This window comes from Rathayibacter sp. VKM Ac-2754 (assembly GCF_009807095.1).
Classification (GTDB): Bacteria; Actinomycetota; Actinomycetes; order Actinomycetales; family Microbacteriaceae; genus Rathayibacter.
Genome location: NZ_WUCC01000015.1, coordinates 1 through 26,178 on the forward strand (window position 1 = coordinate 1; position 26,178 = coordinate 26,178).

Sequence of the window (26,178 nt, forward strand, 5' to 3'; positions counted from 1 at the left end):
AGCGGTGGGTGCCGTGGTCGGCGCGGTCGTCGGCGCGGCAGTCGGCGCGACGGTCGGCTCAGCAGTGGGCGTCGCGGTCGGCTCAGCGGTCGGAGTCGCGGTCGGCGTCGGAACCGGCGCGGCGCCGAACACCTCGGTCGCGCTGCCGAGCGAGGCCAGCACGGTCTCGCCGTTCGCGTCGTCGACACCGTCGTTGTCGGTCACGACGAACACCTCGCCGGAGCCCGTGATGCCGAGCCCCTCGAGCTTCTCCTGCGTCCAGCCGTTGCCGGCCTCGAGCGCGGGCAGCACGTCGGCCGCGAGCGTCTTCTCGAGCACCGGGAGCTCCTCGCCGACGGCGGCACCGGCTCCGCCGGGCAGCGGAACCGTGTAGACCGCCTTGAGCGCCGCATCCGGACCGTTGCGCTTGTCGCGCTCGATCACGGCGAGGGTGCCCGCCGGGGTCAGCGTGATCTCGGAGAGACCGTTCCAGTCGCCCTCGACGCCGGAGGCGGCCTCGAGCGGGTAGCCGAAGAAGCTCCAGCTCTCGTCCGCCACGTCGTAGCGTCCGATCCGCACGATGCCGTCGGCGTCGATCGAGGCCTCGCGCTGCAGCGCGGTCCAGACGATCTCGCCCTCGGCGCCCTGCTCGATGGTCACGCCCTCGAAGCCCTGCGAGCCGAGCGCGTCGGCGACCTCGGTCGGCAGGGCGATGCGCTGCTGCACCGCGCCGTCGGCGTCGAGCTCGAGGAGCGCGTTCTCGGGGCCGGTCGCCCCTTCGGTGACGGCCCAGAAGCCGCCGTCGGCGCGCGCGGCGATGCCCTCGAGGTCGAGGGCCGCCGGCTCACCCGCCTCGGTGACGGTGAGCGACGAGTCGATCAGCGCCGGGGTGACGGAGGTGTCGACCGAGTAGATCTCGCTCGGCGCGTAGGCGCTGTCGCTGACCGCGAAGAGACGGTCGGCGTCGGCCGGGTCGGTCGAGAGGCCCGAGAGGGCGCCCCAGGGCAGCGGCGATCCGTCGACGTCCGCCGACGCGATGGTCGGGAACGCGGGCGAGGAGGCGCCCATCGCGTAGAGCTGCACGCTCGCGCGGACGGCCGCCTCGGCGTCGTCGGTCTCGCTCGAGACGACCAGCAGGTCGCGCTCGGGCAGGGCGAGGAGCCCCTCCGGACCGGGCGTGGACGGCAGCGCCTGCACGAAGCGCGGCGCGGCCGGGTCGCTGACGTCGTAGACCGCGACGAAGTTGGCGCGCTCGGCGCCGACGAAGACGTAGGGCACGCCGTCGTAGGTGGCCGAGAGCAGGCCCTCGGGCTCGGCACCCTTGGCGTCGGAGCGCTTGTCGGGGTAGAGGCCGAGGCTCACCGCGAGGTGCTCGAACGTGTTGCCGGCGTCCCAGGTGATGGAGCCGGTGGCCGCGTCGAGGATCGACCAGCCGCGGGTTCCGCCCTTCCAGTCGCCCTCGTTCGCGATGGCGAGGTGGTCGTCGCCGACCCAGCCGATCGAGTCGGGCTCGCGGGGCACGTCGGTGATCGAGCCGGTGAGCTCGATGTGGTCGTCGTCGAGGGTGTCGATCCCGCTGACGGAGGCGGTGCCCGCTGAGTACGAGGTGACGACGGAGCGGGTGGCCAGGTCGACGATCGCGACGGCGTTGTTCTCCTGCAGGGTCACCGCGACGGCGGTGTCGGCCGGGTTGATCGAGACATACTCGGGCTCGGGGTCGCTCGGGGTGTCGAGGCCGGCGAGTCCGGTCATGTCGACGTGCTCGGCGACCCACGCGGTGGGGTCGCCCGCGAGGTCCATCACCACGAGCTCGCCGGCGGGCGCCTGCGGGAGGTCGCCCTCGTCGCCGCCCTCGGGGGTGAACTCCTCGTCGCGCTGGTTCTCGATCGCGATGACGGCGGTGTCGCCGGCCGTGGTCACGTCGATGGAGTCGGGCTGTCCGCCGAGCTCGATCGTCGCGACCGGTGCGAGGTCGTCGGCGTGCAGGACGCTGACGTGGCCGGAGGGGTTCGCGAAGTCGCCGTCGCTGGTGTCGACGACCGCGAGCACGTACTCGCCGGTCGCGTAGACCGAGGTGGGCTCGCCTCCGACGCCCACGCCGCCCAGGGGCTTGGGTGCCTCGGGGTCGCTGATGTCGAGGACGTTGATGCGCTGACCGGCCGAGTCGGTCGAGTAGACGAGGCGGCCGTCGGGCGACGCGCTCGAGATCTCGGCGACGGCGGAGTCGACGGCCGGGTCGGCGGCGTTGAGGTACGCGGGCACGGTCGCGATGCGCGTGAAGAAGGAGTCGCCCGCGGCGGCGGCGGGCAGAGCGGCACCGATCGTGCAGCTCGCGAGGGTGAGGGCGATCGCGGCGCCGGCGGCGCGACGGGGGGCGGTGTGACGGGGCACGGGTCTCCTGAGCGGTTTCGAAGGGAACCCGCCCACGCTCGCGGCCCCGGGTGAACAGCCGGGCTCACGAAGGTGTCCGCGCGGCGAACACGCGTCGGCGGCAGCAGATCGGGTCTGCACGCCTCCCCTGCTGACGCTGGTGGATCTCGATACGCCCGCTGCGCGGGCTACTCGATCAGTAAGAAGGGGGCGCCTCGGGTGACGTGACGCCGCCATCCATGCTGGTCGAGTAGCCGCCGCAGGCGGCGTATCGAGACCCGTCTCCCTGCGAACGTCGGCTCTCCGACGCGATCAGCGAGAGGAGGGGGTGAGCCCCTCGCGCGCCGAGCCCCAGGCGGCCAGCGCCGCCCGCACGCGCTCGTCGCGCGCCAGTCCGAGCGCCTCGGCGTAGCCCTCCTCGAGCACGTCCTCGATCCGCACCCGCGCCGCGGTCTCGGAGGAGCGCACCGCCGCCTCCACCATCGCGAGGCTCCGCACGTTCGCGTGCACCTCGCCCGACGGCACCTCGCCGGTGCCCAGCACCCGCACGAACTCCGCGAGCGAGCCCGCGATCTCCTCCGGCACCGGATCCAGCGACGCGACCTGCACCGCCTCCGACTCCCGCGCCTGCCACTCCGGAGCCTCGTCGCCGTCCCAGTGCGCCGTGCCGCCGGCGCCGTTGACGCGCCAGTCGCCGTTCCACGACGTCTCGAGGCCATCGGCGCACCAGCTGCCGGTGTAGCTGAAGCGCACTCCGTCGGCGAACTCGAAGACGGCGCTCGCCGCGGCTCCGTCGGCGTACCAGCTCCAGCCGGGGTTGTACTCCTCGCAGTAGACGGCGACCGGGTCGCTGGCGAGCAGGTAGCGCGCCGCGTCGAAGGCGTGGATCGCCATGTCGACGAGCAGCACGTGCGCCATCTCGTCGCGGAAGCCTCCGAACCGCGGTGCCTTCGCGAACGTCACCGACGCGGTGCCCAGCTGCCCGAGCCCCGCGATCTGCTCGCGGAACGCGTTGATCGCCGCGTAGTAGCGCCGCGACTGGCTCGTCATCAGCAGCTGCCCCGCCACCTCGGCGGTCGCCGCGAGGATCAGCGACTCGGCGATGGTCGGCGCGATCGGCTTCTCGGACAGCACCGGCAGCCCGGCGAACAGCGCCTCGGAGCTGACCGGCAGATGCGCGCGCGGCACGGTCACGTTGACCACCGCGTCGGCACCGGAGCGGGCGGCGACCTCGGCGACACTGCCGCCGACCGCGATCGGGCCGACTCCCTCCTCCGCTGCCGCCCTCGTGGCCAGATCGACGTCGAGGTCGACCAGCCCGACCAGCTCGGCGTCCGGGGAGTCGCGGATCGTGCGGATCCAGGCGCGCCCCATCGCGCCGGCGCCGACCTGGACCAGGCGCACGGTCATCGGACGAGCGCTCCCTCGTAGTCGTGGCCGAGGTAGAACTGCTCGTTCTCGTAGCGCTGCAGCACCGGGAGGCGGCGCTCGGGCCGCTGAGTCCGCGCCCACTCGACGCCGTTCGCGATCACGCGGCGCACGTGCTCGTGGTGGTAGACGGGGTAGTCCTGGTCGCCGGGGGAGAAGAAGAAGATGCGGCCGTGACCGCGCTTGTAGGTCATGCCCGAGCGGAACACCTCGCCGCCCGAGAACGTCGAAAGGAAGACGAGCTCGTCGGGCGCGGGCACGTCGAAGAACTCGCCGTACATCTCCTGCTGCGGGATGACGAAGGGGTGCGGCACGCCCTGGGCGATGGGGTGCGTGGGGTCGACGGTCCAGACCAGCTCGCGGTCCTCCTCCGAGCGCCAGCGCAGCGTGCAGGTGGTACCCATCAGCTTGCCGAAGATCTTGGACCAGTGGCCGGAGTGCAGCACGAGCAGGCCCATCCCCGAGAGGACGTGGCGGTGCACGCGCTCGACGACCTCGTCGGCGACCTCGCCGTGGGCGGCGTGCCCCCACCAGACCAGCACGTCGGTGGCGGCGAGGACCTCCTCGGTGAGGCCGTGCTCGGGCTCGTCGAGGGTGGTGGTGCGGACGACGGCGTCGCCGAGGTTCTCGCGGATTCCCTCGGCGATGGTCGTGTGCATGCCATCGGGGTAGATCGCGCGGACCTTCTCCTCGATCTGCTCGTGGCGGTTCTCGCCCCAGACGAGGACGCGGACGGGAGTGGCGGAGGTGGTCACGGGGGTTCCTTCTTCATCGATGGAGGCGCTGCGTCGTGGGACCGGGTGCTACTGCGGTTAAGCGCTTCACCGGTGCGCGCTCCTAGACTGCGGGAGACCCCCGCCCTGCGTCAACCGCGCACCGGCACCCGATCGCGAGGAGTCGCCGTGGCCACGATGAAGGACGTCGCGCGCCTCGCCGGCGTCTCGATGACGACAGTGTCCTTCGTCGTCAACGACTCGAAGCCCGTGACCCCCGAGACCCGCGAGCGCGTGCAGGCGGCGATGCGCGAGCTCGACTACCGCCCGAACGCGCTCGCCCGCGCCCTCGCCCGCCGCAGCTCCCGCATCGTCGCGGTCGTCCATCCGCTCGTCCCGGGCCGCCCGCTCACCACGGCCACGGCCTTCTTCACCGGTGCCGCCGAGGCCGCCGCCGAGAACGGCTACTCGATCGTGCTCTGGCCGACCGTCGGCGGATCGGAGCGGCTCGCCGACCTGCGCTCCGACGGACTGATCGACGGGGTGATCCTCATGCAGGTGGCGTCCGAGGACGAGCGGGTCGCGATCCTCCGCGACGCCGGCACGCCGTTCGCTCTGATCGGCCGCACCCGCGATCCCTCGGCCCTCGACTGGGTCGACATCGACTTCGAGGGCATGGTCGGCCAGGCGATCGAGCGCCTGGCCGGGCTCGGCCACTCCCGCATCGCGCTGGTGCTCGGCGGCGAGGGCTCCGACTTCGGCCCGTACGCGCGCACCGAGGAGGCGTTCGCGCGGATGTGCGCCGCGCGCGGCCTCGCCGGGTCCCTCCTCCGCTGCGACGAGTCGCCGGCCGGCGGCCGCGCCCTGGCGCGCTCGCTCGACGTCGGCGCGGTCACGGCGGTCGTGATCATCAACGGAGGCGCCGCCATCGGCTTCGCACACGAGCTGCGGCACCGAGGCGTGAGCGTCCCCGACGACCTCTCGATCGTGCTGCTCGCCTCCGACCCCGACGTCGCCGACCTCGCCGACCCGGCGCTCGACCTGCTCGTCGGCCCCGGCCACGCCCTCGGCCGCCGCGGCGTCGAGGCGCTGCTCGCCCGTCTCGCCGACCCCGCCGCGCCGCTCCTCCAGGAGCGCATCGGCGGCCCCTGGCGCCCCGGCGGCTCGGTCGCGCCGCCGCGCGCCTGACGCGCGCCGCCGCGCCCCGTCCGCTCCCGAGGGAGCCGGCTCCCGTCGAGGCCGCCAGCTCCAACGGGCGGTCTCGACGGCAGCCGGTTCCCTCGCCGCCGTGCTCGCCGAGCCCGCAGCCCCGGCATGCTGGTCGAGTAGCCCCGGAGGGGCGTATCGAGACCCACCCGCTCCAGCACCTCGGTCCTCAGGCCTCGCCTTCTGGAGCTGGTGGATCTCGATACGCCCGCTGCGCGGGCTACTCGATCAGCGAGGGGCGCCCGGCCCCTCCATGCAGGCCGAGCCCGCAGCGGCCGGCATGCTGGTCGAGTAGCCGCCGGAGGCGGCGTATCGAGACCCACCCGCTTCAGCACCTCGGTCCTCAGGTCTCCCCCTTTGACGCTGGTGGATCTCGATACGCCCGCTACGCGGGCTGCGGGCTCGATCAGCGAGGGAGGGGCTGCCGGCATGCTGGTCGAGTAGCCGCCGGAGGCGGCGTATCGAGACCCACCCGCGTCAGCACCTCGGTCCTCAGGTCTCCCCCTTTGACGCTGGTGGATCTCGATACGCCCGCTGCGCGGGCTGCGGGCTCGATCAGCGAGGGAGGGGCTGCCGGCATGCTGGTCGAGTAGCCGCCGGAGGCGGCGTATCGAGACCCACCCGCGTCAGCACCTCGGTCCTCAGGTCTCCCCCTTTGACGCTGGTGGATCTCGATACGCCCGCTACGCGGGCTGCGGGCTCGATCAGCAAGGGGGGCCACCCGCACGAGGGCGCAGCGAGGAGGGAGTACTCGCGTGTCACTGCCACCCGGGTCAGGGCTGAGGTCGCGCGGCCTGCGCGTGCGTGTCGACCCAGGCGATCAGGTCCTCGACGGCCGACCAGGCGTCCTTGATCGCCGCGGGCGGCGCGATGACGGGAAGGCGGGTCAGCGCCGCGTAGTGCTTGAGGCGGAGCAGCGCGATCCGCGGGTGGTCGCGGTCGTACCCCCGCGGGGCCGTCTGCAGCGACGGGCCCGCCAGCTCGAACCCCGCGCTCGTCAGCGCGTCGACGATCTCCGCGAGGCGCGACGCGGCGGTGGGGACCGAGTCGATAGCGGCCCGTGCCCGCGCCAGCTGGTCGCGGCTGGGCTCGTAGAGTCCGCCGCCGACCTCGAGGTGCGCGGCGTTCACGCTGAGGTAGACGCCTCCGACGCTGCCGGCCCACATGCTGGCGCTGGTCCGGTACGGCGACTTGTCGTGGCTGAACCGCACGTCCCGATTGGGGCGCATGACCCGACCGGGTCCGTACTCGGCCTCTGCCTCCGCGAGCAGGTCCTCGAGGGGCTGGCGGAGGACCTCGACGTACTCCTGGCGGTGCTCGTCGAAGAACTGCCGCGAGTTGTCCTTCGTCAGAGCGGCGAGGAACGCGCTCGCGTCCGTCCCGAACCCGGTGAAAGTCATGTCACCACTCTGCCGCGGCGCGTCCGGCTCGGCCTCCCCTTGCGGTCGCCGCCCGGCCACACGCGGGCGACGCCAGGAACGGACGCGCACCGGGGTCTGCGGGGCGACCGGGCCCCGGTTCGCGACCGGTCGACCGGCGCGGCCCCGTCACTCCGCTCCGTGAAGACCGGCCTCAGAAGACCGACCTCAGGGGACGATCGAGTCGATGTAGCCGCCGTCGACGCGGACGGCCGCGCCGGTCGTCGCCGAGGCGAGCGGAGACGCGAGGTAGACGACCATGTGGGCGATCTCCTCCGGCTCGATCAGGCGCTGGAGCAGCGACTGCGGGCGGTGCAGGCGCATGAACTCGCGCTCCGCCTCGTCCCACGGCAGGTCGTCGCCGACGAGCGAGCGGGCGAAGTCCTCGACGCCGCCAGTGTGCGTCGGCCCCGCGAGCACGCTGTTGACCGTGACTCCGGTGCCGGCCGCCGTCTTCGCGAAGCCGCGCGAGACGCCGAGCAAGGCCGTCTTCGAGACTCCGTAGTGGATCATCTCGGCGGGAGTGACCACGGCTGAGTCGCTGCCGATGTACATCACGCGCCCCCAGCCCCGCCCGATCATGCCGGGCAGGTAGGCGCGGGTGAGGCGCACGCCGGTCAGCACGTTGACCTCGAAGTAGCGGCGCCACTCGTCGTCGGTGATGTCGAGCGCCTCGGCGCTGCCGAAGATCCCGAGGTTGTTGACGAGCACGTCGACCGTCGGCACGGCCTCGAGCAGTGCGTCGGTGCCGGAGTCGCTCGACACGTCGGCGGCGACCCCCGAGACGGAGGCGCCCGGCACGGTCGCGGTCACCTCCCCGATCGCGCGGTCCACCGACTCCTGCGACCGCGCGTTCACCACGACCGCGGCGCCGGCCCGCGCCAGCCCGATCGCGATGGCGAGGCCGATGCCCTGCCCCGAACCCGTGACGAGTGCCGTCTTCCCCGTGAGATCCAGCCCGATCATCTGCCGCTCCGCTCCCGCGCACCGCCCGCGGGCGCGCTTCCCGTCGAGCGTGCCACACGCGCCACGCCTCGCGCCCGGCGCGATCGATCCGTCGGAGATGCACCGTGCGCTCGACTCGGACGGTGCGTTCGTGACGGATCGAACACGCGTCAGGTCGAGGGGGACCTTGCGGCTGCGCGACGGCTGCGCGTAGCGTGCACGGGTACCTCGTCGCGAGCCGCGACGTCGGCGCGGCCACCTCACCGGCCGACCAGGCGGCTCGCGGACACGGGGGCTCCCCGCACGGAAGACGGTCCCTTGCGCATCAGCACCGGTACTGCGTCCACGACGCAGACGCTGCCCTCGCACTGACGACCCCCGTGCCCGCCCCCTGAGGGGCGTCTCCCCTCCCGGGAGTGGTGGTTCGTCGCGCGCCGACACCGACACCTGGAGCATCATGCCCACTGTCATCGCACCCTCCGTCGTCCTCACCGACTGCTCGTTCGCCTGGCCGGACGGCTCGATCGTCCTCGACCGCGTCACCACCGCCTTCGGGCGCGGCCGCACCGGGCTCGTCGGAGCCAACGGCGCCGGCAAGTCCACGCTCGTCCGGCTCGTCACCGGCGATCTCCTCCCCTCGAGGGGAACCGTCTCGACCACGGGGCCGGTCGATCTGCTGCCGCAGCGTCTAGATCGCGGACCGGACGACACCGTCGCCGACCTGCTGGGGATCCGCCCGGAACTCGACGCCCTGCACTCGATCCTCGGCGGCGACGCCGATCCACGGCACTTCGAGGCGCTCGACGACGACTGGGACCTCGAGGCCCGGGCGGTCGCCGCGCTGCACGACGTGGGTCTCGACCTCGACGATCTGCGGCGTCCGGTCGCGACGCTGTCCGGCGGGCAGGCGGTCCTCACCGCCGTCACAGGGGTCCGCCTGCGCGATGCGCCGATCGCCGTCCTCGACGAGCCGACGAACGACCTCGACCGCCGGTCGCGCGGGCTGCTCCTCGACCTCGTCGACCGCTGGCGCGGCACGCTGATCGTCGTCAGTCACGACCGCGAGCTGCTCGAGCACGTCGACGAGATCGCCGAGCTGCGCGACGGTGCGCTCCGCACCTCCGGAGGCTCGTGGTCGGTGTTCGAGGAGCGGCTCGTTCTCGAGCGCGCGGCGGCCGAGCGCGATCTGCGCGACGCCGACCAACTGCTGCGCGCCGAGCGCCGGCAGCGGATCGAGGCCGAGACGACCATCGCGCGCCGGGCGAAGGCGGGCGCCCGATCGGCGGAGTCGATGCCGAAGATCCTCGCGAACGCCCGGAAGAACAGGGCCGAGACGACCGCCGGGCGTCTGCGGGCCGGTCACGGCGAGGCGGAGGCGCGCGCCCGCGAGCAGGTCGACGCGGCCTCGCGGGCGATCCGCGACGACGACACGGTCCGGATCGAGCTCCCCGATCCGGGGCTGCCGGCGGGGCGGCGGCTGGCCGAGCTCACAGTGCGCGGGCGGACCACCGTGCTGCAGGGACCGGAGCGGATCGCCGTCGTCGGGGCCAACGGCACGGGGAAGACGACCCTGCTCGAGCAGCTCGTCGGCGCTCGGGACGCCCGCCCGCATCCGATCGTCGACACTCGCGCGACCGCGCTGACCGACCGGATCGGCTGGCTCCCGCAGCGCCGGGACGGGCTGCTCGACGACGACCGCACCGTGCTCGAGCACGTGTCCCGCGCGGCGCCCGCCGTGCCGACGGGCGACCTGCGCAACGCGCTGGCCCGGCTGCTCCTCCGGGGCGCGATCGTCGACCGGAGGGCCGCGGCGCTGTCGGGCGGGGAGCGCTTCCGCGTGGCGCTCGCCGGCCTGGTCCTCGCGCAGCCCGCTCCGCAGCTGCTCGTGCTCGACGAGCCGACGAACGACCTCGACATGGCCACGACCGACCACCTCGTCGACGTGCTCGCGGCCTGGCGCGGCGCTCTGCTCGTGGTGAGCCACGACGAGACGTTCCTGGATCGCTTGCGACTGGACGCGCGGGTGACCCTCGACCCCGGGTGACCGCCCGCGGAGTCGAGGGTGCGGCCAGAACCTTCTGATCGAGTAGCCCGTGGAGCGGGCGTATCGAGATCCACCAGCGTCAGAAGAACCGGTCGGATGGCCGATCTGCTGGCGGACAGTGGTCTCGATACGCCCCTGCAGGGCTACTCGACCAGCAGGCAGGGGGCGGGCGCTCCTATTACTCATCACCGAGGCGCGAAGCGGTTTCGCCGTTCGTCACAACGCAGGCAGCGTGCACCGGTACCGCGGCCGGCCCGGCCAGCGGGGGTCGGCGGGAGCGGGGACGTCCGTGAATCCGAGACGCCGGTAGAAGCCGATGGCGTCGTCGTCGGTCTCGGCGACGATGACGACTCCCGGATGCCTCCGCCGCAGCTCGCTCACGAGCGCCGACCCCAGCCCCCGCACCCGGGACGCGATGTACTCGATCTCGAGTCCGTCCTCGCGGATCCGCACCGCAGCGAACGCGTCGAGGCCCCCGTCCCCCACCGCTCCGATGATCGAGAGCGTCGGCAGCTCCTCGTCGCGCAGGCGGGCGAGCTCCTCGTCGGGGAGCTCTGCCGCCATCCGCAGCAGCTCGAGGAACCGCGGTGTCGCGAGGTCGGCGGGTGAGAGATCGCGGAGGGCCATCCCCCGATCCTGCCCCCCCCGTCGCCGCGCCTACTGCGGAGTCGAGGCGGGAGATCCGGGAGTCGCCTCGCGTCAGCCCGAGTGGTGCCGCCCGATCGGCAGCACCAGCGGGGTGCGCGACACCGGGTCCTCGATCACGCGCGACTCCATCCCGAAGACGGCGCGCACCGTCTCGGGCGTCACCACCTCGCCCGGCGTCCCGGAGGCGTACAGCGCGCCGTCGCGCACCGCGAACAGGTGGTCGGCGTAGCGCGCGGCGAGGTTGAGGTCGTGCAGCACGATCACGATCGTGGTGCCGCGGGAGCGGTTGAGGTCGGTCAGCAGGTCGAGCACCTCGATCTGGTGCGAGACGTCGAGGTAGGTGGTCGGCTCGTCGAGCAGCAGCACGTCGGTGCGCTGCGCCAGCGCCATCGCGATCCAGACGCGCTGGCGCTGGCCGCCTGAGAGCTCGTCGACCGGCCGGTCCGCGATCTCGAGGGTGCCGGTCGCGCGCAGGGCGTCCTCGACCACGGCGTCGTCGTCGGCGGAGGCGCCGCGGCCGAACCAGCCGCGGTGCGGGTACCGGCCGCGCGCGACCAGATCCGACACGGCGATCCCCTCCGGCGCGATCGGCGTCTGCGGCAGCAGCCCGACCTGCTGGGCGACCTGCCGCGTCGGGAGGCGGTGGATCGCCTGCCCGTCGAGCAGCACGGCGCCCTCGCGCGGCGTGATCAGCCGCGCCATCGCCCGCAGCAGCGTCGACTTGCCGCAGGCGTTCGCGCCGACGATGACGCTGATCGCGCCGGTCGGCACGGTCAGCGAGAGGCCGTCGACCACCACGCGCTCGTCGTAGGCGAGGGTGACGGAGTCGACCGACAGGGTGCGGGCGATTCCAATTGAGACGGTCACAGGGAGCCTCCGGTGCGGTTGCGGCGGGCGAGGAGCCAGAGCAGGAACGGCGCGCCGATGGCGCCCGTGACCACTCCGACGGGGAAGCGGGCGCCGCTGAAGACGAGGCCGGCGACGTACTGGGCGACGAGGTCGGCCGTGAGCACGACGACCACGCCGACGAGGGCGGAGGGGATCAGCAGCGATCGCGCGTCGGGCACGATCCGCCGCGCGATCGGCCCCGACACGAAGGCGACGAACGCGATCGGCCCGGTGGCGGCGGTGGCGACGGCGACGAGTCCGACTCCGACGGCCAGGAGCGCGAGACGGCTGCGGCGCACGTCGATGCCGAGCGCGGTCGCCGACTCGTCGCCGAGCTGCAGCACCGCGAGCCGGCCCGCGAGGAGCAGGGCGAGCGGCACGAGCACGAGCATCGAGATCGCGAGCGGGGGCACGCCGTCCCACAGCGCCGTGTTGAGGCTGCCGGTCAGCCAGCGCAGCGACTCCTGGACGTCCTCGAAGTCGGCGCGGGTCTGCACGAACGCGATCACGCTCTGGAACATCGCGCCGACGCCGATGCCGATCAGGATCAGGCGCGCGCCGACGACCCCGCCGCCGTCGGCGAGGGAGGCGATCAGCAGCGCCGTCGCGAGCCCGGCCGCGACCGCGATCACCGAGACCGTGGTGCCCGAGAGACCGAAGAACGCGATGGCGACCACGGCGGCCGCGCTCGCGCCCGAGGTGATGCCGATGATGTCGGGGCTGGCCAGCGCGTTCCGCAGCATCGTCTGGAAGATCACGCCGCCCATCCCGAACCCGACGCCGACGAGCACGGCGGTGATGGTGCGCGGCAGGCGCAGAGTGCCGACGGTGAAGGAGGCGCCGGGCACGGTCTCGCCGAGCAGCACCCGCAGCACGTCGAGCGGCGAGTAGACGGTGTTGCCCACGGTGAGCGAGACCACGACCAGCGCGAGGGCGAGGAGCGCGAGGACCGTGCATCCGATCACCGTGCGGCGCAGCCGCTGCCGGCGCCCGGCGACGATGCCGGGAGGCGCGACGGCGCTCACAGGGCCCGCACCTTCGAGCGGCGGACGATCGCGATCAGCACCGGGGCGCCGATCAGGGCGGTGACGATGCCGACCTCGATGTCGCTGGGGCGGGCGACGACGCGCCCGAGTACGTCGGCGACGAGCAGGAGCAGCGCGCCGAGCAGGGCCGAGAAGGGGAGCAGCCAGGAGTGCGCCGGTCCGGTGACGCGGCGCGCGAGGTGCGGGACGATCAGGCCGATGAAGCCGATCGGCCCCGCGATCGCCGTGGCCGCGCCGCAGAGCAGCACCGCGGCGACGCCCGCGACGAGGCGGGTGCGCCCCACGCGGCGGCCGAGTCCGGTGGCGAGGTCGTCGCCGAGCGCGAGGGCGTCGAGGCCGCGGGCGCTGCCGAGCGCGAGTACCGCGCCGACGGCCAGGAACGGGAGGACCTGGACGATGCCGACGGTCTCGGCGCCGCCCACTCCGCCGACCTGCCAGAAGCGGAAGCGGTTGAGCGTCGCCTCCTGCGTCAGCAGCACGGCGGTGAGGAGGGAGGTCAGCGCGGCGGCCGTCGCGGCACCGGCCAGGGCGAGCTTGAGCGGAGTCGCGCCCTCGCGACCCAGGGAGGCGACCGCGTAGACGAACGCGCCGGCCGCGGCCGCGCCGACGAAGGCGAGCCAGATGAACTGGGGGAGCGTCGTCGCTCCGACGGTCGCGATGCCGAGGACGACCGCGAGCGACGCGCCGGCATTGAGGCCGAGGATGCCCGGGTCGGCGAGCGGATTGCGGGTCATGCCCTGCATCACCGCACCGGCCAGCCCGAGGGAGGCGCCCACCAGCAGGGCGAGCACCGTGCGCGGCACGCGGCCCTGCACCGCCGCATCGGCGATCGAGTCGGGATCGGGGGCGGTCAGCGCCGGCCAGATCTCGCCGAACGGGATCTCGCGCGAGCCGTAGACGAGCGAGAGCACCATCGCGACGGCCAGCGCCGCGATCACGACGACGAGCGCGACGGCCCTCGTGCGACCGGCGCCCCGCCCGCGAGTGTCGTCGGGGGCGGGGCGCCGGTGCGGCAGGGAGGTACCGGTGCTCACGACACCTTGTCGGCGGCGGCGGCGAGGCCCGCGGTGTACTCGTCGAGCACCCACGGGATGCTGAGCAGGTTGGGCGACGAGGTCGCCATGGCCTCGGAGGAGTCGTCGGTCAGCACGTAGACCGAGCCGCGCGCGACGGCCGGGATCTTCGAGAGCAGCGGGTCGGCCTGCAGCGCGGCGAGCGTGGTGTCGTCGCCGTAGACGATCAGCACGTCGGCGTCGAGCTGGTCGGCGTTCTCGGAGCTGAGGGTGCCGCTGAACGCCTCGGAGTCGCCCGTGAGGTCGACGACGCTCGGCGCGAGCTCGAGACCCAGGTCCTCGACGAACTTCACGCGGGCGTCGTTCGCCGTGTAGTAGGTGAACGAGCTGGCGTCGGTCGGGTCGTACCAGCCGTACGTGAAGGTCTTGCCCTCGAGCGAGGGGTGCTCGGCGACCGCGGCGTCGATGTCGGACTCGACGTCGGCGACCTCCGCCTCCGCCTCGTCCTCGAGACCCAGAGCCGCGCCGTCGAGCTTCGCCGAGTCCTGCCAGGTCGTGCCCCAGGCCAGGCCCGGGTAGGCGACGGTCGGCGCGATCTGCGACAGGGTGTCGTAGTCCTCCTGCGTCATGCCGGAGTAGGCGCCGAGGATCACGGACGGCGTGAGGTCGGAGATGGCCTCGTAGGGGATCCCGTCGGTCTCGTCGAAGAGCGTCGGAGTCTCGTCGCCGGCCGCGTCGAGTGCGTCCTTCGTCCAGGCGAGCAGTCCGTCGCCGTCCTCGTCGCCGTAGGAGGCGCGGGTGAAGCCGACCGGGGTCACGCCGAGCGCGAGGGCGACGTCCTGGTTGGTCCAGCTGATCGCGACGACGCGGTCGGCCGACTCGACCGTGGTCTCGCCGAACGCGTGCTCGACGGTGACGGGGAACGCTCCGCCGCCGGCCGTGGCGGCATCGGTCGCACCGGCGTCGGCGCCTCCGGAGCAGGCCGTGAGCAGCAGGGCGGTGAGGCCGAGCGAGGCGACGGCGGTGAGGCGGAGGGGGGTGCGGGAGGAGGGCACGGACGATCCTTCTGAGGGAGTGACGGGTTGCGAAGGTTAACCTAACCTAACTCCCTGGACGCGCTCAAGGCGGGCGCCGTCGACCCTCCAGAAGTCGTCGTGCTCAGCGCTCGAGTACGACGACTGTCGGACTCCCGGGATGCGTCGGTGCCCGAGGGAGCGTCAGAGCGCGCGGAGGACGCGCTCGACGTGCGCGGCCGGCCAGCCCGGCTCGAAGGGGCGCGAGCGCAGCAGCCACCGGTGCAGGACCGGGCCGAGGAGGAGCTCGGCCGCCTCCTCCGCGTCGGGGACGCCTCCGCGGCGCAGCCGGTCGGCGACGGCGGCGAGCTGGGGCGCGAGGAGGCGCTCGCGGTACTGCTCGGCGAGGGCGGCATCGGTCTGGATCGCGGCGGTGAGAGTGCGCAGCAGCGCCTCCCGGGGCGGAGCGGTCAGCTCGGCGATCGTCCCGGTGACGAGCAGCTCGAGATCGGCGGCGAGGTCGCCGGTGTCGGGCACGGCGACCCGCCCGTCGGCGCCGAGACTCTCCGCGAGCAGTGCGTCGAAGAGGATCGCGCCGGTCGACGGCCAGGTGCGGTAGAGCGTCTGCTTGCTCACTCCTGCGCGCGCGGCGATGCCTTCCATGGTGAGGGGGCCGGTCTCGGCGAGTGCCAGGGCGGCGGTGTGCACGAGGGTCTGAGTCCGGAGGCGCGCCACGGGTTCGAGGGTACTCGACGATACGAGACGGTGCGTCCAGTTCTGAGTAGGGTGGGCGGCATGACCGATGCCACCTGGATGATCACGGGCGCGGGCCGCGGACTGGGCCGGGCACTGACCGAGGCGGCCCTCGAGGAGGGGCACGCGGTCGTCGCGACGGTGCGCGGCGAGCACGATCTGCCTCCGCACGACCGGCTCGTCGTGCACCGGCTCGACGTGCGCGAGCGAGCAGGGGCCGCCGAGGCCGTGGCGCGGGCGGTCGAGGCCTTCGGCGGGCTCGACGTGCTGGTCAACAATGCCGGGCACGGTCTGATCGGCGCCGCGGAGGAGGTGTCGGAGGAGGAGGCGCGCACGATCCTCGACACCGACCTGCTCGGACCGCTCTGGCTGTGCCAGGCGGCGATCCCGGTGATGCGGGCCGCCGGCTCCGGGCACCTCGTGCAGATCTCGACCGTGGGCGCGGTCGGGACGATGCCGACGCTCGGCCTCTACAACGCGGCCAAGTGGGGGCTCGAGGGATTCAGTGAGGCCATGGCCGCCGAGGTGCGGGCCTTCGGCATCCGCGTGACGATCGTCGAGCCGGGCGCCCTCGACACCGCTTGGGCGGGGAGCGGGATGCGCTTCAGCCGCCCGCTGCCCGCGTACGACCCGCTGCGGACCGAGCTGTTCGGGACGCCGACCGTGCCGTGGCCCGCGAGCTCCGGAGGCGAGGGGCTGGCACCGGGCGAGGCCGCGCGGGCGATCCTGGCGCACGTCGCGTCCGGCGACGACCGCCTCCGCCTGCTCGTCGGCGACGACGCGCCGGCCCAGGTCGCGGCGGCTCTCGAGCTGCGGCGCCGGGACTACGAGCGCGACGCGCGCTTCCCGCGCGACTGACCCGCCGATTCAGCAGAAGTCGCGGTAGTCGCACGCGAGTACCGCAACTTCTGCGGAGTCGTCGAGCCTTGAAGCGGCGCGGAGCCCGGGAGGCGAGGTTCGGCTCGCGGAATCGCGTTCGGCTCGTGGGAAGGCGCCGATTCCACGAGCCGAACGTGCTCTGACGAGCCCGAGCGTCCCGGCGGCCGAGGTCCGGCTCGCGGAATCGCGTTCGGCTCGCGAGAACGCGCCGATTCCACGAGCCGAACGCGTTCTCGCGAGCCGGAGGTGCCCGGCGGCAGCACCGGTCAGCGGGGCGTGTTCAGGAGGCGGTACCTCCGTTCGCGCTCGAGCAGGTCGGCGCGTTCGCGGCGCAGCGCGGCGACGTCGGCGTGCGTGAGGGGGAGGCGCCGGTCGCGCCGGCTCCACGCCACCAGCGCGACTCCGAGGCGGAGGGCGAGGCGGTCGAGGAGTCCGGCGGTGCGGCGTCGTGGTCGGGCGAGTGCGGTCGCTCCGAGTGCGGTGTTCACGAGAATGTCCTTCTGGCAGGGCGCGCAGGCGCGCCGAAGAGCGCCTTGAGGGCGCGGCGAGGAGCGCGCCGAGGGCGCGCGGAGGCACCGCCGAGGAGGCGGCGCGGAGGACCTGCGAGGGTCCCGGACGGGACGTCGATCCGCACGGCGAGACCGTGGGACCGGGAGCTTCTTCAGCGCCGTCACCGTCTGAGCGATGACGAGCGGGAGGCTCGACCGGTCAGTCGGAGAGGGCGCCGAAGAAGCCGGCGGTGGTGAAGTGCACTGTGGTGAACTGCGCTGCGTGCTGCATGGCCAGGCTCCTTTCGTAGATCGGCTCCGACGACCGTAGCGGCCGGGGGTCGCGCCTGACAAGAGGCGGCGCGCATGAGGGCGGCCTCGATGTCCTCGAGCCGACGCGACCGGGCCGCGACGATGCGCGAGGCGGGGAGCCGCCGAATCGACGCACCGTTGGACACCACCGGGCACGCCCTTCGCCACTTCTCGCCGCTCGGACGAGAGCACCGGGGCGAGAGTCGGCGAACGGACCCCCGGGAGCGCATCGCACCCCTCCTATGTCACGAACCTCTCGCCCCCGGGGCGCACGTCACAGGCCGACGGACGCGCCGCCGCTCACCCGCCGACGCGCTGCACCGAGTACACGACTCCCGTCTCGGGCCGCAGCAGCGGCGCCATGAGGCCTGCGCTCCCGAGCAGTCCGCCCGAGAGCTCGATGCCGGACTCGCCCCACCACGGAGCCGGCGTGACGCGGTCGCCGCCGCCTCCGATGGTCACCGGCGTCACCCGGTACACCGCCTCCGGGTCGAGGCCCGGCAGACGGAGGCGTCCCGGCGAGACCACTCCCGAGCGCGCGAGCGAGACGTACGAGTAGAGGGCTGCGCTCCGGTCGGAGGCGACCACGCCGTGCACCGCGAGGGTCTCGTCCGGGTGGTCGAGCCGCACCAGGTCGCCGCCGTGCAGCAGGGCGCGGTGCTCCCGGTAGAAGGCGATCCACGCGCCGAGCTCGGCGCGCTCCGCGTCGCTCGCCGCGCGCAGGTCCCACTCGATGCCGAGGTGGCCGAACAGTGCGGTGACGGCGCGGAACGACAGGTCGTGCCAGCGGCCCGTCGTGTGCGAGACGCCCGAGGCGATGTGCGAGCCCATCAGCTCCGGCGGGATCAGCTGGGTCGTCCAGCGGTTCATCTGCTGACGGTCGAGCGGATCGATGTTGTCGGACACCCAGACCCGGTCGGTGCGCTCGAGCACCCCGAGGTCGACGCGGGCGCCGCCGGAGGAGCACGACTCGATCTCGAGGGCCGGGTACCGCTCCCTGATCTCGTCGAGCAGCCGGTAGAAGGCGAGCGTCTGCGTGTGCACGCCGGCCCGGCCGCCGGGGGAGGTCCCGGCGTCCACGAGGTCGCGGTTGTGGTCCCACTTGACGTAGGCGATGTCGTACTCGTCGAGGATCGCGAAGATCGCGCCGCGGATGTGCTCGAAGCACTCGGGGATCCCGAGGTTCAGCACCTGCTGGTTCCGCGAGGAGACCGGGAGGCGTCCGCCGGTCGCCATGATCCACTCGGGGTGCTCGCGGGCGAGATCGGAGTCGGTGTTGACCATCTCGGGCTCGAACCAGAGCCCGAACTGCATGCCGAGGGCGCGGACGCGGTCGACGAGCGGGTGCAGGCCCTGAGGCCACACGTCGGTCGAGACGGTCCAGTCGCCCAGCCCCGAGGTGTCGTCGCGGCGGCTGCCGAACCAGCCGTCGTCGAGGACGTAGCGCTCCACGCCGAGCGCGGCGGCCTGCTCGGCGAGCTCGACGAGGACGTCGAGGTCGTGGTCGAAGTAGACCGCCTCCCAGACGTTCAGCGTGACGGGGCGCGGGGAGGAGGGGTGCTGGGGCCGCGCCCGCAGCAGGCGGTGGAAGCGGCGGGCCACCGCGTCGAGGCCGACTCCGTGGGCGGCGTAGAGCCAGGGGCTCCGGTAGCTCTCGCCCTGCGCGAGCCGCACCTCGCCCGGGAGCAGCAGCTCGCCTCCGCCGAGCGTCTGCACGCCCGTCGAGACGCGCTCGACCTGGTGCACGTGGTTGCCCGACCAGCCGACGTGCAGGCTCCAGATCTCGCCGCCGGCGAAGCCGAAGCCGGGCTCGCCGACCGAGAGCAGCGTCGCGGCGTCGGCTCCGGTGCGACCGTGCCGGCCCTCGCGGCGGTGCGCGCCGATGGTCACGCTCGAGCGCTGCGGGACCCGCTCCTTGCCCCAGCGCCCGGCGAAGTCGAGGATCTCGCTCGCCGCGGGGGTGACGGGCAGGGCGAGGAGGAGCTCGTCGAGCTGGTAGACCTCGGCGCCGAGGTTCGTCACCTCGCCGCGCAGCCGAGCGATCCCGGAGGCGTCCATCTCGACCTCGAGATCGAGCGCGAGGGCGGCGACCGGGTCCTCCGCGCGCACCGTCAGCGCGCGCGCCTCCGCGACTCCGGTGAACGGCTCGCCGTCGGCCAGGGCGCTGACGACCCGGAAGCGGGGCGAGAAGTCGGCGCCGGCGCGGGAGCCGTTCAGGCCGGGCCTGCCGCTCCAGCCGGTCCACTCCTCGGGGAGCAGGGCGAGCCTGACCGGCTCGTCCATGTCGTTCGGGCCGGGACGCGCGGCCGCCGAGAGCGCGAGCGCCTCGAAGGCGCGGGCGTCGAGCGGGCCGCAGTCGGTGCCCCAGTGCAGGACCGCGGGGAGGAGGGAGTCGCCGAGGTCGAGGACGAGGGCAACGCCGGCGGCGCGCAGGACGACTCCGGTCGGGGAGGTGGTGCCGGTCATGAGGAGGGTCCTTCCGAGTGGCCAGCCGCGCTGCGAGCGCCGCATCCGCAGGATTCGCGGAGGACGAGCTCGCCGTGGAACGCGGTGTGACCGGAGTGGGGCGATGAGGGGGAGGTGACGAGGTCGATGGCCCGGCGCGCCATGGCGGCGACGGGCTGCTCGAGGGTGGTGAGGCGGGGGATGCTGAACGCCGACTCCGAGGTGCCGTCGTACGAGATGATCGCGAGCTCCTCCGGGACGCGGATCCCCAGGTCGGAGGCTCCGCGCAGGAGTCCGATCCCCAGCAGGTCCGAGCCGGCGAAGACGGCGTCGGGCCGCCGGGAGCCCGAGAGCAGGCGCTCGGCGGCGAGCAGCCCGCCCTCCCTGGTCCAGCTGGTGATCTCGACGGAGCCGAGCGGGAGGCCGGCGGCCGAGAGTGCCTCGGCCCAGCCGATCTCGCGGGGGTCGGTGGCGCCGGTCGGGTCGGAGCTCGCGCCGAGCACCAGGTCGATCGACCGGCAGCCGTGCGCCTCGACGAGGTGCCGGACGACCGCGTGCGCACTGGCGACGGCGTCGAGGCCGATCGAGGGGGCCCCGGCGACGGGGCTGAACGAGTCGATCAGGACCGTCGGGATCGCCGGGTCGGCCGCGGGCTGCAGGCTCTCGTGGAACACGCTCGCGAGGATCACCCCGTCGACGCCCCGCGAGTGCATCTCGTTCAGGAGTCGCACTTCGCGCTCGGGGTCGTCGTGGGTGTTCGTGATGATCAGGGCGTAGCCGCGCTCGGCGGCGGCGCTCTCGATCTGCATCGCGAACTCGGCGAAGTACGGGTTGCTGCTGTCGGGCATGAGCAGGGCGAGCACGTGGGTCCGTCCCGTCCGCAGCGCCCGCGCACTGCTGTTGGGCCGGTAGCCGAGCTCCGCGATCGCCTCGCGCACGCGGCGCTGCTTCTCGGGGGTGACGTTCTTCGCCCCCGTGAGGACGTAGCTGACCACCGCGGTGCTCACCTGCGCCCGCTCCGCGACGTCGTTGCGGGTGGGAGCCCGCGGGGATCGTGGTGCGCTCGTCACGGTCGGCCTCCTCGGCCACGGCCCGGGGCCCGGACGATCCGGGCCCCCACCGCTTCGGCTATTCAAACAGCGCGTTGACCTGCTCGTTGGCGTCCGTGAGCGAGGACGGGTCGGCCTGGCCCTCGAGGACGGCGTCGACGGCGGGCGTCATGATGCCCGTGATCTTCGCTGCGTTGTCCGAGATCGGGAAGAGGAACGTGGTCCCGTCGTCGACCTGCTGGGTGAACGCGCTCACATCGATGCCGCGCTCCGAGAACGCGGCCTGGGCCTTCTCGGTGCCGCTCGGGATGGCGGGGAACACCACGCCCTGCTCGCCGATGACGTCCTGGCAGGCGGGGGAGGCCATGTACTCGACCCAGGCCGCCGCGGCGTCCTTGTTGTCGGAGCCGGACCAGATCGAGTCGGCGAGGCCGTTGAACATCGTCGAGCGGGTGCCGTCGGGGCCGGCCGGCGTCGGGGCGATGCCCACCTCGACTCCGCTGAGACCGGTCAACGAGTTGATGTTCCACGAGCCGTTCGTGAGCATCGCGTACTTGCCGGCGCCGAAGGTCTGCGTCGAGTCGCTGCCCGTGACGGCGGCGACCGAGGGCATGTAGCCCTTCTCGATCAGTCCGGCCATCCAGCCGATGGTGTCCTGGAAGCGCTCGTCGTCGTAGTTGTACTGCGTGCCCCACGGGTTCTTGTCGGTGTAGGTCCAGCCGGTGGTGCCGGCGTACATGCTCCACTGGGTCTGGCCGTTGCCGCCGCCCGAGCCGCTGTCGAGGCCGAGGCCGTAGACGGCGACCCGGCTCTTGTCGAAGCCGGGCTCGTCGCCGCGGACGCCGTTCACATCGACCGTGAGGTGCGCGATCGCCTGCTCGTAGCTGCCGCCGTCGTCCGGGTTCCACTGCAGGGCGGCGATCTGCTCGGGCGTGTAGCCGCCGTCGGTGATGAGCGCCTGGTTGTAGAAGACGGCGACGGTGTCCCAGTCCTTCGGGAGTCCGTAGCGGTTGCCGTCCTGGCCGACCCACAGGTCGGCGAGGCCGTCCTGGTACTGCGTGACGTCGATGCCGTCCTTCTCGACGACGCCGTCGAGGGCGACGAGCTGGTCGTTGTTGACGAAGTCGGCGAACTTCGACAGGTGGTCGGTGAACACGTCCGGCGCGGTGCCGGCGACGAAGCCGTTGGTCAGCTTGGTCCAGTAGTCGTCCCACGAGTACTGCGAGATGGTCACGGTGACGTCGGGGTTCGCCTCCTGGAATCCGTCGGCGCAGCTCTGGTAGGCGGCCTTCTGGTTGTTGTCCCAGAGCCAGTAGTCGATGGTGCCCGAGGCGGCGCTGGTGTCGATGTCGGCGCTGTCGGCGGTCCCGGTGCCGGAGCCGCCGCCCACGCAGCCGGCGAGGGAGAGTCCGAGGGCGGTGACGCCGGCGAGGGTGAGGGCGGACCTCTGGAGGGTTCTGGACATGGTGCTGCGACCTTTCTGCTTCATTGCGAGGGAGGGGGTGCGAGGGGTTCGGGAGGGCGTCACTTGACGCCGGAGTAGCCGATGGAGTCGACGATCCGGCGCCCGAACGCGAGGAACAGGATCAGGACGGGGACGGCGGCGACGAGGGTCGCGGCCATGAGCCCTGCCCAGTCGGGGCTGCCGTTGGGGGTCTGCGAGCGGAACACGCCGAGCGCGACGGTGAGCACGCGCGACTCCTCCGTGTTGCCGGCGAGCAGCGGCCAGAAGTAGTCGTTCCAGGTGTTGATGTAGGTGAGGATCCCGAGCGTGGCGAGCGGGGCGACGCTCATCGGCACGATCAGCCGGAAGAAGATGCGGAGCTTGCCGGCGCCGTCGAGCTCGGCCGCCTCCTCGATCTCGCGGCTGATGCCGAGGAAGAACTGGCGGAGGAAGAACACCGCGAACGGGGTCATCAGCAGGGTCGGCAGGGCGAGCCCGGGGATCGTGTTGAGCAGCCCCAGGTCGCGCATCAGCACGAAGTTCGGCAGCGCCGTGAAGATCGGCGGGACCATCAGCGCCGTCAGGAACGCCGAGAACACGAGGTTCCGACCCGGCCAGCGCAGGCGGGCGAAGGCGTAGGCGGCGAGCGAGCAGAACAGCAGCTGACCGGCGGTGACGAGCGTCGCGTAGGCGACGGAGTTGCGCAGGTAGAGCCAGAAGTCGACGGAGGCGCCCGAGCCGCCCTCGGCGATCGCCTGCTCCTGCGTCGCGAAGCCGAGCACCCGGGCGAACGCGCCCCAGGTGAACTCGACCGGCAGGAGCGAGGTGGGGTTGCTCGCGAGGGCGTTCTCGGTCGAGAAGGCCGTGCGGATCATCCAGAAGAAGGGGAACAGCGTCACGAACAGGGCCACGATCATCGCGGTCCAGGCGAGGACCCGGCCGAACGAGGGGCGGCGGCGGCGGACGGCTCGGCGGGGCGAGCCGGGGTCGGGGGCGGCGGGGCCGACGACGGCGTCGGCGATCAGGGTGGAGGTCATCGGGGATCCCTAGGCGAGGTCGGACTGGTCGGCGCGCATCAGCCGGAGCTGGAAGAACGCGACGCAGGCGAGGATGAGGAGCAGGACGACCGAGATCGCACTGGCGTAGCCGAAGTCGTTCTCGCCGAAGCCGACCTGGTAGATGTAGTACTGGATCACCCGGGTGGCGTTGACCGGCCCGCCCCTGGTCGTCACGGCGACGGTGTCGAACACCTGGAACGACCCGGTGACGGTGATGACGAGCACCAGCGCGAGGATCGGCCGCAGCAGCGGGAGGGTGATCCTCCAGAACGAGCGCCACTCGCTCGAGCCGTCGATCGCCGCCGCCTCGTAGACGTACGGCGGGATCATCTGCAGCCCGGCGAAGACGAGCAGGGCGGTGTAGCCCATGTGCCGCCACACGTTCACCAGCGCGATGGTGGGGATCGCCCAGCCGGAGTCGGCGAAGAACGGGATCCGCGTGAGGCCGAGCCACTCGATCACGCTGTTCACGAAGCCGAGCTGGTAGTCGAGCAGCAGGAACCAGATCATCGCCGCGATCACGTTCGAGATCAGGAACGGCAGGAGGATCGTGCCGCGGATGACGACGGACTGCGTCAAGCGGTGCATCAGCACGGCGAGACCGACGGCGACGATCGTCTGCACGACGATGTTGATGGCGACGTACTGCAGGGTCACGCCGACCGAGTTCCAGAACAGCGGGTCGGAGGCGAGGCGCACGTAGTTGTCGAGGCCGATGAACGACGGGGCGCTCATCAGGTTGTAGTCGGTGAAGCTCAGGTAGATGCCGCGGACGGCGGGGGCGACGTAGAACGCGCCGAAGCCGATCGCCGCCGGCAGCACGAACGCGAGGGCGACGAGGATCTCGCGGCGCTTGGCGGCCCGGCGGCCGGGGGAGACCTTCGCGGGGAGGGCGGGGCGGGTCGCGGTCATCGGCTGCGCCGCTCGCCGCGGGGGGCGCGGGTCGGATGTGAGTGCACGGTGACTCCTTCGTCGAATGCCGTGGTGCTGCCCGGTCGGGCCTTTAGCTACTCGTGTAGCCAAGAGGGAAGCTACACGGGTAGATTCTTGGCGCGCAAGGTTTGCGCCAATGTCGTGACATATAGCCGTCGCTTGTCGTTCTTCGGCAGGCCGCGGCGAGAAGGAGCCCCCGTGACAGAGCTGTCCGTCCCCGCCCCCGACTCGATCCGGGTGCAGGTCGACCCCTCCGGCCCGTTCGTCGCGAGCGATCGCTCGGGCGTGCGGGTCGCGCTGACGGGGGTCGGTCACGGCCTCCGGATCGACGTCGCGGCGCTCGCCGGAGTCGCGCGGGTCGCCCTGCGCTGGCACGAGGCGACGCCCTCCTCGGCCCGCGTGCTCGGCGACGCATGGGAGCGCTCGTACGGCGAGCTGGAGTGGTGCGCGGTGCGACCGGAGCGCGTGCTGCCGTGGACGGCGCTGGTCGCCGACCCGGTCTCCGGGGTCACCCGGGGCTTCGGCGTCGAGGTCCGCGGCGGCGCCTTCGCGTTCTGGCAGGTCGACCCGCACGGGGTCACGCTGACGCTCGACCTGCGGAGCGGAGGAGCGGCCGTCCGCCCGGGCGACCGCGCGATCCACGCCGCCACCGTCCGCCGCACGACGTCCGACGCCGGAGCGTTCCGCGCGCAGCAGGAGCTGATGCGCCTCCTCTGCGCCGATCCGCTCGACACGGCGGGGCCACTGGTCGGCGCCAACAACTGGTACTACGCCTACGGTCGCGACTTCGGGCTCGACGCGGTGGTCCGCGACGCGCGCCTGGTCGCCGACCTCGCCGGCGACCACGCGGTGCGCCCCTTCGGCGTCATCGACGACGGCTGGAGCCTCGAGGGCACCGCCGACGGTCTCGCCTCCTCCCCGGGCCCGTGGCGGCGCGGTCGACCCCGGGAGTTCCCCGACATGGCCGCGGCCGCCGCAGCGATCCGGGAGGAGGGCGTGCGACCGGGCGTCTGGTTCCGGCCGCTGCTGACCCGCGACTCCTCGATCGAGGGCGCCCGTGCTGCCCGGGACGGTGCGATCGCGCTCGACCCGAGCTCGCCCGCGGTCCTCGAGCTCGTCACCGAGGACTTCGCCCGGCTGAGCGGCTGGGGCTTCGAGCTCATCAAGCACGACTTCTCGACCTACGACCTGCTCGGCCAGTGGGGCCCCGAGATGGGAGCGTCACCGGGCGGCGGGCCGGCGCTGCACGATCCCTCGGCGACCACGGCGGAGGCGCTCGTCGGCTTCTACCGCGCGGCACTGGCCGCCTCCGGTGATGCGATGGTCCTCGGCTGCGACGTCGTCGGGCACCTCGCGGCGGGCCTCGTGCACGCCCAGCGGATCGGCGACGACACCTCAGGACTCGACTGGGACCGCACCCGCCGCGTGGGCGTCAACACCATCGCCTTCCGGCTCGCGCAGCACGGCGCCTTCTTCACCGCCGACCCCGACTGCGTGGCGAGCACACCGGGCACCGACTGGGAGCTGAACCGCCGGTTCCTCGACCTCGTCGCCCGCAGCGGCACCGCGCTGTTCGTCTCGGTCGACCCCTCGACCCGCTCGGCCGCCGTCGACGACGACCTGGCGGCGGCCCTCCGGATCGCGCTCGACGGAGGCGCCCCCGGCGGCGTGGAGCCGGTCGACTGGCTCGACTCGCCCACTCCGTCGACCTGGTGCATCGGCGGCGAGAGTGTCGAGTACGACTGGCTCGAGGCCGGCGGAGCCGACCCGTTCGAGCCGTTCGTCTCGGCGAGCCCGGAGGCCTGACGGGCGGCTCGCGTGCTCCTCTCGAGCGGAGGGGGCGCCGGCGCCGGCCGACGTTCGAAGGGAGATGGGTCTCGATACGCCCCTGCGGGGCTGCGGGCTCGACCAGCGAGCTTGCGAAGGTCTGTGAGGAGAATCGACCTTCTGGGGATGGTCCCCTCCCTCGCTGATCGAGCCCGCAGCCGCGGAACGCGGCGTATCGAGATCCACGTCCATCAGAAGCCCGGGGCTGACGCCTGATCTGCTGACCTCCTGCGTGTGGTCCTCTTCTTCGCTGATCGAGTAGCGCGGGACGCGGCGTAT

21 protein-coding genes are annotated in these 26,178 nt (G+C 72.8%); 4 read left to right on the top strand and 17 right to left on the bottom strand.

The annotated features are described in order from the left end of the window. From GRS92_RS17645 to GRS92_RS17655, 3 genes are all read right to left on the bottom strand, one after another. A partial coding sequence (locus tag GRS92_RS17645; RefSeq protein WP_204162427.1) for an esterase-like activity of phytase family protein occupies positions 1–2,370 on the bottom strand: 2,370 nt, incomplete at its 3' end. Positions 2,371–2,661: 291 nt separating this feature from the next. Continuing rightward, positions 2,662–3,759, bottom strand: coding sequence for a Gfo/Idh/MocA family protein (locus GRS92_RS17650; protein ID WP_159859285.1), 1,098 nt, complete (start codon positions 3,757–3,759; stop codon positions 2,662–2,664). Beyond that, positions 3,756–4,532 carry a ThuA domain-containing protein gene (locus tag GRS92_RS17655; protein WP_159859290.1) on the bottom strand — a complete coding sequence of 259 codons (777 nt, stop codon included), beginning with the start codon at positions 4,530–4,532 and terminating at the stop codon, positions 3,756–3,758. Before GRS92_RS17655 ends, GRS92_RS17650 begins: the two co-directional genes overlap by 4 nt. Before the next feature lie 156 nt (positions 4,533–4,688). Between GRS92_RS17655 and GRS92_RS17660 the strand changes: the two genes are divergently transcribed. Further along, a complete protein-coding gene (locus GRS92_RS17660) occupies positions 4,689–5,678 on the top strand; it encodes a LacI family DNA-binding transcriptional regulator (protein WP_235022113.1) in 990 nt (329 codons plus the stop codon). Between the two features lie 791 nt (positions 5,679–6,469). Here GRS92_RS17660 and GRS92_RS17665 read toward each other — a convergent pair. Both GRS92_RS17665 and GRS92_RS17670 read right to left on the bottom strand, forming a co-directional pair. Then, positions 6,470–7,096, bottom strand: a complete 627-nt coding sequence (locus GRS92_RS17665) for a DUF2461 domain-containing protein (RefSeq protein WP_159859296.1) — start codon at positions 7,094–7,096, stop codon at positions 6,470–6,472. Between the two features lie 186 nt (positions 7,097–7,282). Continuing rightward, positions 7,283–8,077, bottom strand: coding sequence for an SDR family NAD(P)-dependent oxidoreductase (locus tag GRS92_RS17670; protein ID WP_159859407.1), 795 nt, complete (start codon positions 8,075–8,077; stop codon positions 7,283–7,285). Positions 8,078–8,516: 439 nt separating this feature from the next. On the opposite strand from GRS92_RS17670, the gene GRS92_RS17675 reads away from it, so the two are divergent. After that, positions 8,517–10,103: an ATP-binding cassette domain-containing protein gene (locus tag GRS92_RS17675; RefSeq protein ID WP_159859299.1), complete on the top strand. Its 1,587-nt coding sequence runs from the start codon at positions 8,517–8,519 to the stop codon at positions 10,101–10,103. A 216-nt stretch (positions 10,104–10,319) separates the two neighbouring features. On the opposite strand, the gene GRS92_RS17680 is transcribed toward GRS92_RS17675, so the two are convergent. From GRS92_RS17680 to GRS92_RS17705, 6 genes are all read right to left on the bottom strand, one after another. Then, positions 10,320–10,730 carry a GNAT family N-acetyltransferase gene (locus GRS92_RS17680; RefSeq protein WP_159859302.1) on the bottom strand — a complete coding sequence of 137 codons (411 nt, stop codon included), beginning with the start codon at positions 10,728–10,730 and terminating at the stop codon, positions 10,320–10,322. Between the two features lie 72 nt (positions 10,731–10,802). Then, a complete protein-coding gene (locus GRS92_RS17685) occupies positions 10,803–11,618 on the bottom strand; it encodes an ABC transporter ATP-binding protein (RefSeq protein ID WP_442966248.1) in 816 nt (271 codons plus the stop codon). Next, a complete protein-coding gene (locus tag GRS92_RS17690; protein WP_159859305.1) occupies positions 11,615–12,664 on the bottom strand; it encodes a FecCD family ABC transporter permease in 1,050 nt (349 codons plus the stop codon). Before GRS92_RS17690 ends, GRS92_RS17685 begins: the two co-directional genes overlap by 4 nt. Further along, positions 12,661–13,719, bottom strand: a complete 1,059-nt coding sequence (locus GRS92_RS17695) for an iron ABC transporter permease (protein WP_159859308.1) — start codon at positions 13,717–13,719, stop codon at positions 12,661–12,663. Before GRS92_RS17695 ends, GRS92_RS17690 begins: the two co-directional genes overlap by 4 nt. Then, complete coding sequence (locus GRS92_RS17700) at positions 13,716–14,753, bottom strand: iron-siderophore ABC transporter substrate-binding protein (RefSeq protein ID WP_159859311.1); 1,038 nt, start codon at positions 14,751–14,753, stop codon at positions 13,716–13,718. The genes GRS92_RS17695 and GRS92_RS17700 overlap by 4 nt, the downstream gene beginning before the upstream one ends. 162 nt (positions 14,754–14,915) lie before the next feature. Beyond that, positions 14,916–15,446, bottom strand: coding sequence for a TetR/AcrR family transcriptional regulator (locus tag GRS92_RS17705; protein ID WP_159859313.1), 531 nt, complete (start codon positions 15,444–15,446; stop codon positions 14,916–14,918). 60 nt (positions 15,447–15,506) lie between these two features. On the opposite strand from GRS92_RS17705, the gene GRS92_RS17710 reads away from it, so the two are divergent. Then, on the top strand, positions 15,507–16,322 hold the full coding sequence (locus tag GRS92_RS17710) for an SDR family NAD(P)-dependent oxidoreductase (protein WP_235022111.1): 816 nt from the start codon (positions 15,507–15,509) through the stop codon (positions 16,320–16,322). 287 nt (positions 16,323–16,609) lie between these two features. Here GRS92_RS17710 and GRS92_RS17715 read toward each other — a convergent pair whose 3' ends face one another. From GRS92_RS17715 to GRS92_RS17740, 6 genes are all read right to left on the bottom strand, one after another. Continuing rightward, the gene (locus GRS92_RS17715) at positions 16,610–16,831 is read right to left on the bottom strand and encodes a hypothetical protein (RefSeq protein WP_159859316.1); all 222 of its coding nucleotides are present in this window, start codon (positions 16,829–16,831) and stop codon (positions 16,610–16,612) included. A gap of 612 nt (positions 16,832–17,443) precedes the next feature. Continuing rightward, complete coding sequence (locus tag GRS92_RS17720; protein ID WP_159859319.1) at positions 17,444–19,609, bottom strand: alpha-galactosidase; 2,166 nt, start codon at positions 19,607–19,609, stop codon at positions 17,444–17,446. Further along, positions 19,606–20,658, bottom strand: coding sequence for a LacI family DNA-binding transcriptional regulator (locus GRS92_RS17725; protein ID WP_159859321.1), 1,053 nt, complete (start codon positions 20,656–20,658; stop codon positions 19,606–19,608). The genes GRS92_RS17720 and GRS92_RS17725 overlap by 4 nt, the downstream gene beginning before the upstream one ends. Positions 20,659–20,716: 58 nt before the next feature. Further along, on the bottom strand, positions 20,717–22,102 hold the full coding sequence (locus GRS92_RS17730; protein WP_159859324.1) for an ABC transporter substrate-binding protein: 1,386 nt from the start codon (positions 22,100–22,102) through the stop codon (positions 20,717–20,719). Positions 22,103–22,161: 59 nt separating this feature from the next. Then, positions 22,162–23,118: a carbohydrate ABC transporter permease gene (locus tag GRS92_RS17735; protein ID WP_159859327.1), complete on the bottom strand. Its 957-nt coding sequence runs from the start codon at positions 23,116–23,118 to the stop codon at positions 22,162–22,164. 9 nt (positions 23,119–23,127) lie between these two features. After that, positions 23,128–24,051, bottom strand: a complete 924-nt coding sequence (locus GRS92_RS17740) for a carbohydrate ABC transporter permease (RefSeq protein ID WP_159859330.1) — start codon at positions 24,049–24,051, stop codon at positions 23,128–23,130. Between the two features lie 219 nt (positions 24,052–24,270). Between GRS92_RS17740 and GRS92_RS17745 the strand changes: the two genes are divergently transcribed. Next, a complete protein-coding gene (locus tag GRS92_RS17745) occupies positions 24,271–25,878 on the top strand; it encodes a hypothetical protein (protein WP_159859333.1) in 1,608 nt (535 codons plus the stop codon). Positions 25,879–26,178: the final 300 nt, after the last annotated feature.

What these genes read in the sequence shown, in the direction of transcription:
- GRS92_RS17650 (WP_159859285.1), bottom strand. Translation starts at nt 3,759, where the DNA reads ATGACCGTGCGCCTGGTCCAGGTCGGCGCCGGCGCGATGGGGCGCGCC.
- GRS92_RS17660 (WP_235022113.1), top strand. Translation starts at nt 4,689, where the DNA reads ATGAAGGACGTCGCGCGCCTCGCCGGCGTCTCGATGACGACAGTGTCC.
- GRS92_RS17665 (WP_159859296.1), bottom strand. Translation starts at nt 7,096, where the DNA reads ATGACTTTCACCGGGTTCGGGACGGACGCGAGCGCGTTCCTCGCCGCT.
- GRS92_RS17675 (WP_159859299.1), top strand. Translation starts at nt 8,517, where the DNA reads ATGCCCACTGTCATCGCACCCTCCGTCGTCCTCACCGACTGCTCGTTC.
- GRS92_RS17680 (WP_159859302.1), bottom strand. Translation starts at nt 10,730, where the DNA reads ATGGCCCTCCGCGATCTCTCACCCGCCGACCTCGCGACACCGCGGTTC.
- GRS92_RS17710 (WP_235022111.1), top strand. Translation starts at nt 15,507, where the DNA reads ATGACCGATGCCACCTGGATGATCACGGGCGCGGGCCGCGGACTGGGC.
- GRS92_RS17720 (WP_159859319.1), bottom strand. Translation starts at nt 19,609, where the DNA reads ATGACCGGCACCACCTCCCCGACCGGAGTCGTCCTGCGCGCCGCCGGC.
- GRS92_RS17730 (WP_159859324.1), bottom strand. Translation starts at nt 22,102, where the DNA reads ATGTCCAGAACCCTCCAGAGGTCCGCCCTCACCCTCGCCGGCGTCACC.
- GRS92_RS17735 (WP_159859327.1), bottom strand. Translation starts at nt 23,118, where the DNA reads ATGACCTCCACCCTGATCGCCGACGCCGTCGTCGGCCCCGCCGCCCCC.
- GRS92_RS17740 (WP_159859330.1), bottom strand. Translation starts at nt 24,051, where the DNA reads ATGACCGCGACCCGCCCCGCCCTCCCCGCGAAGGTCTCCCCCGGCCGC.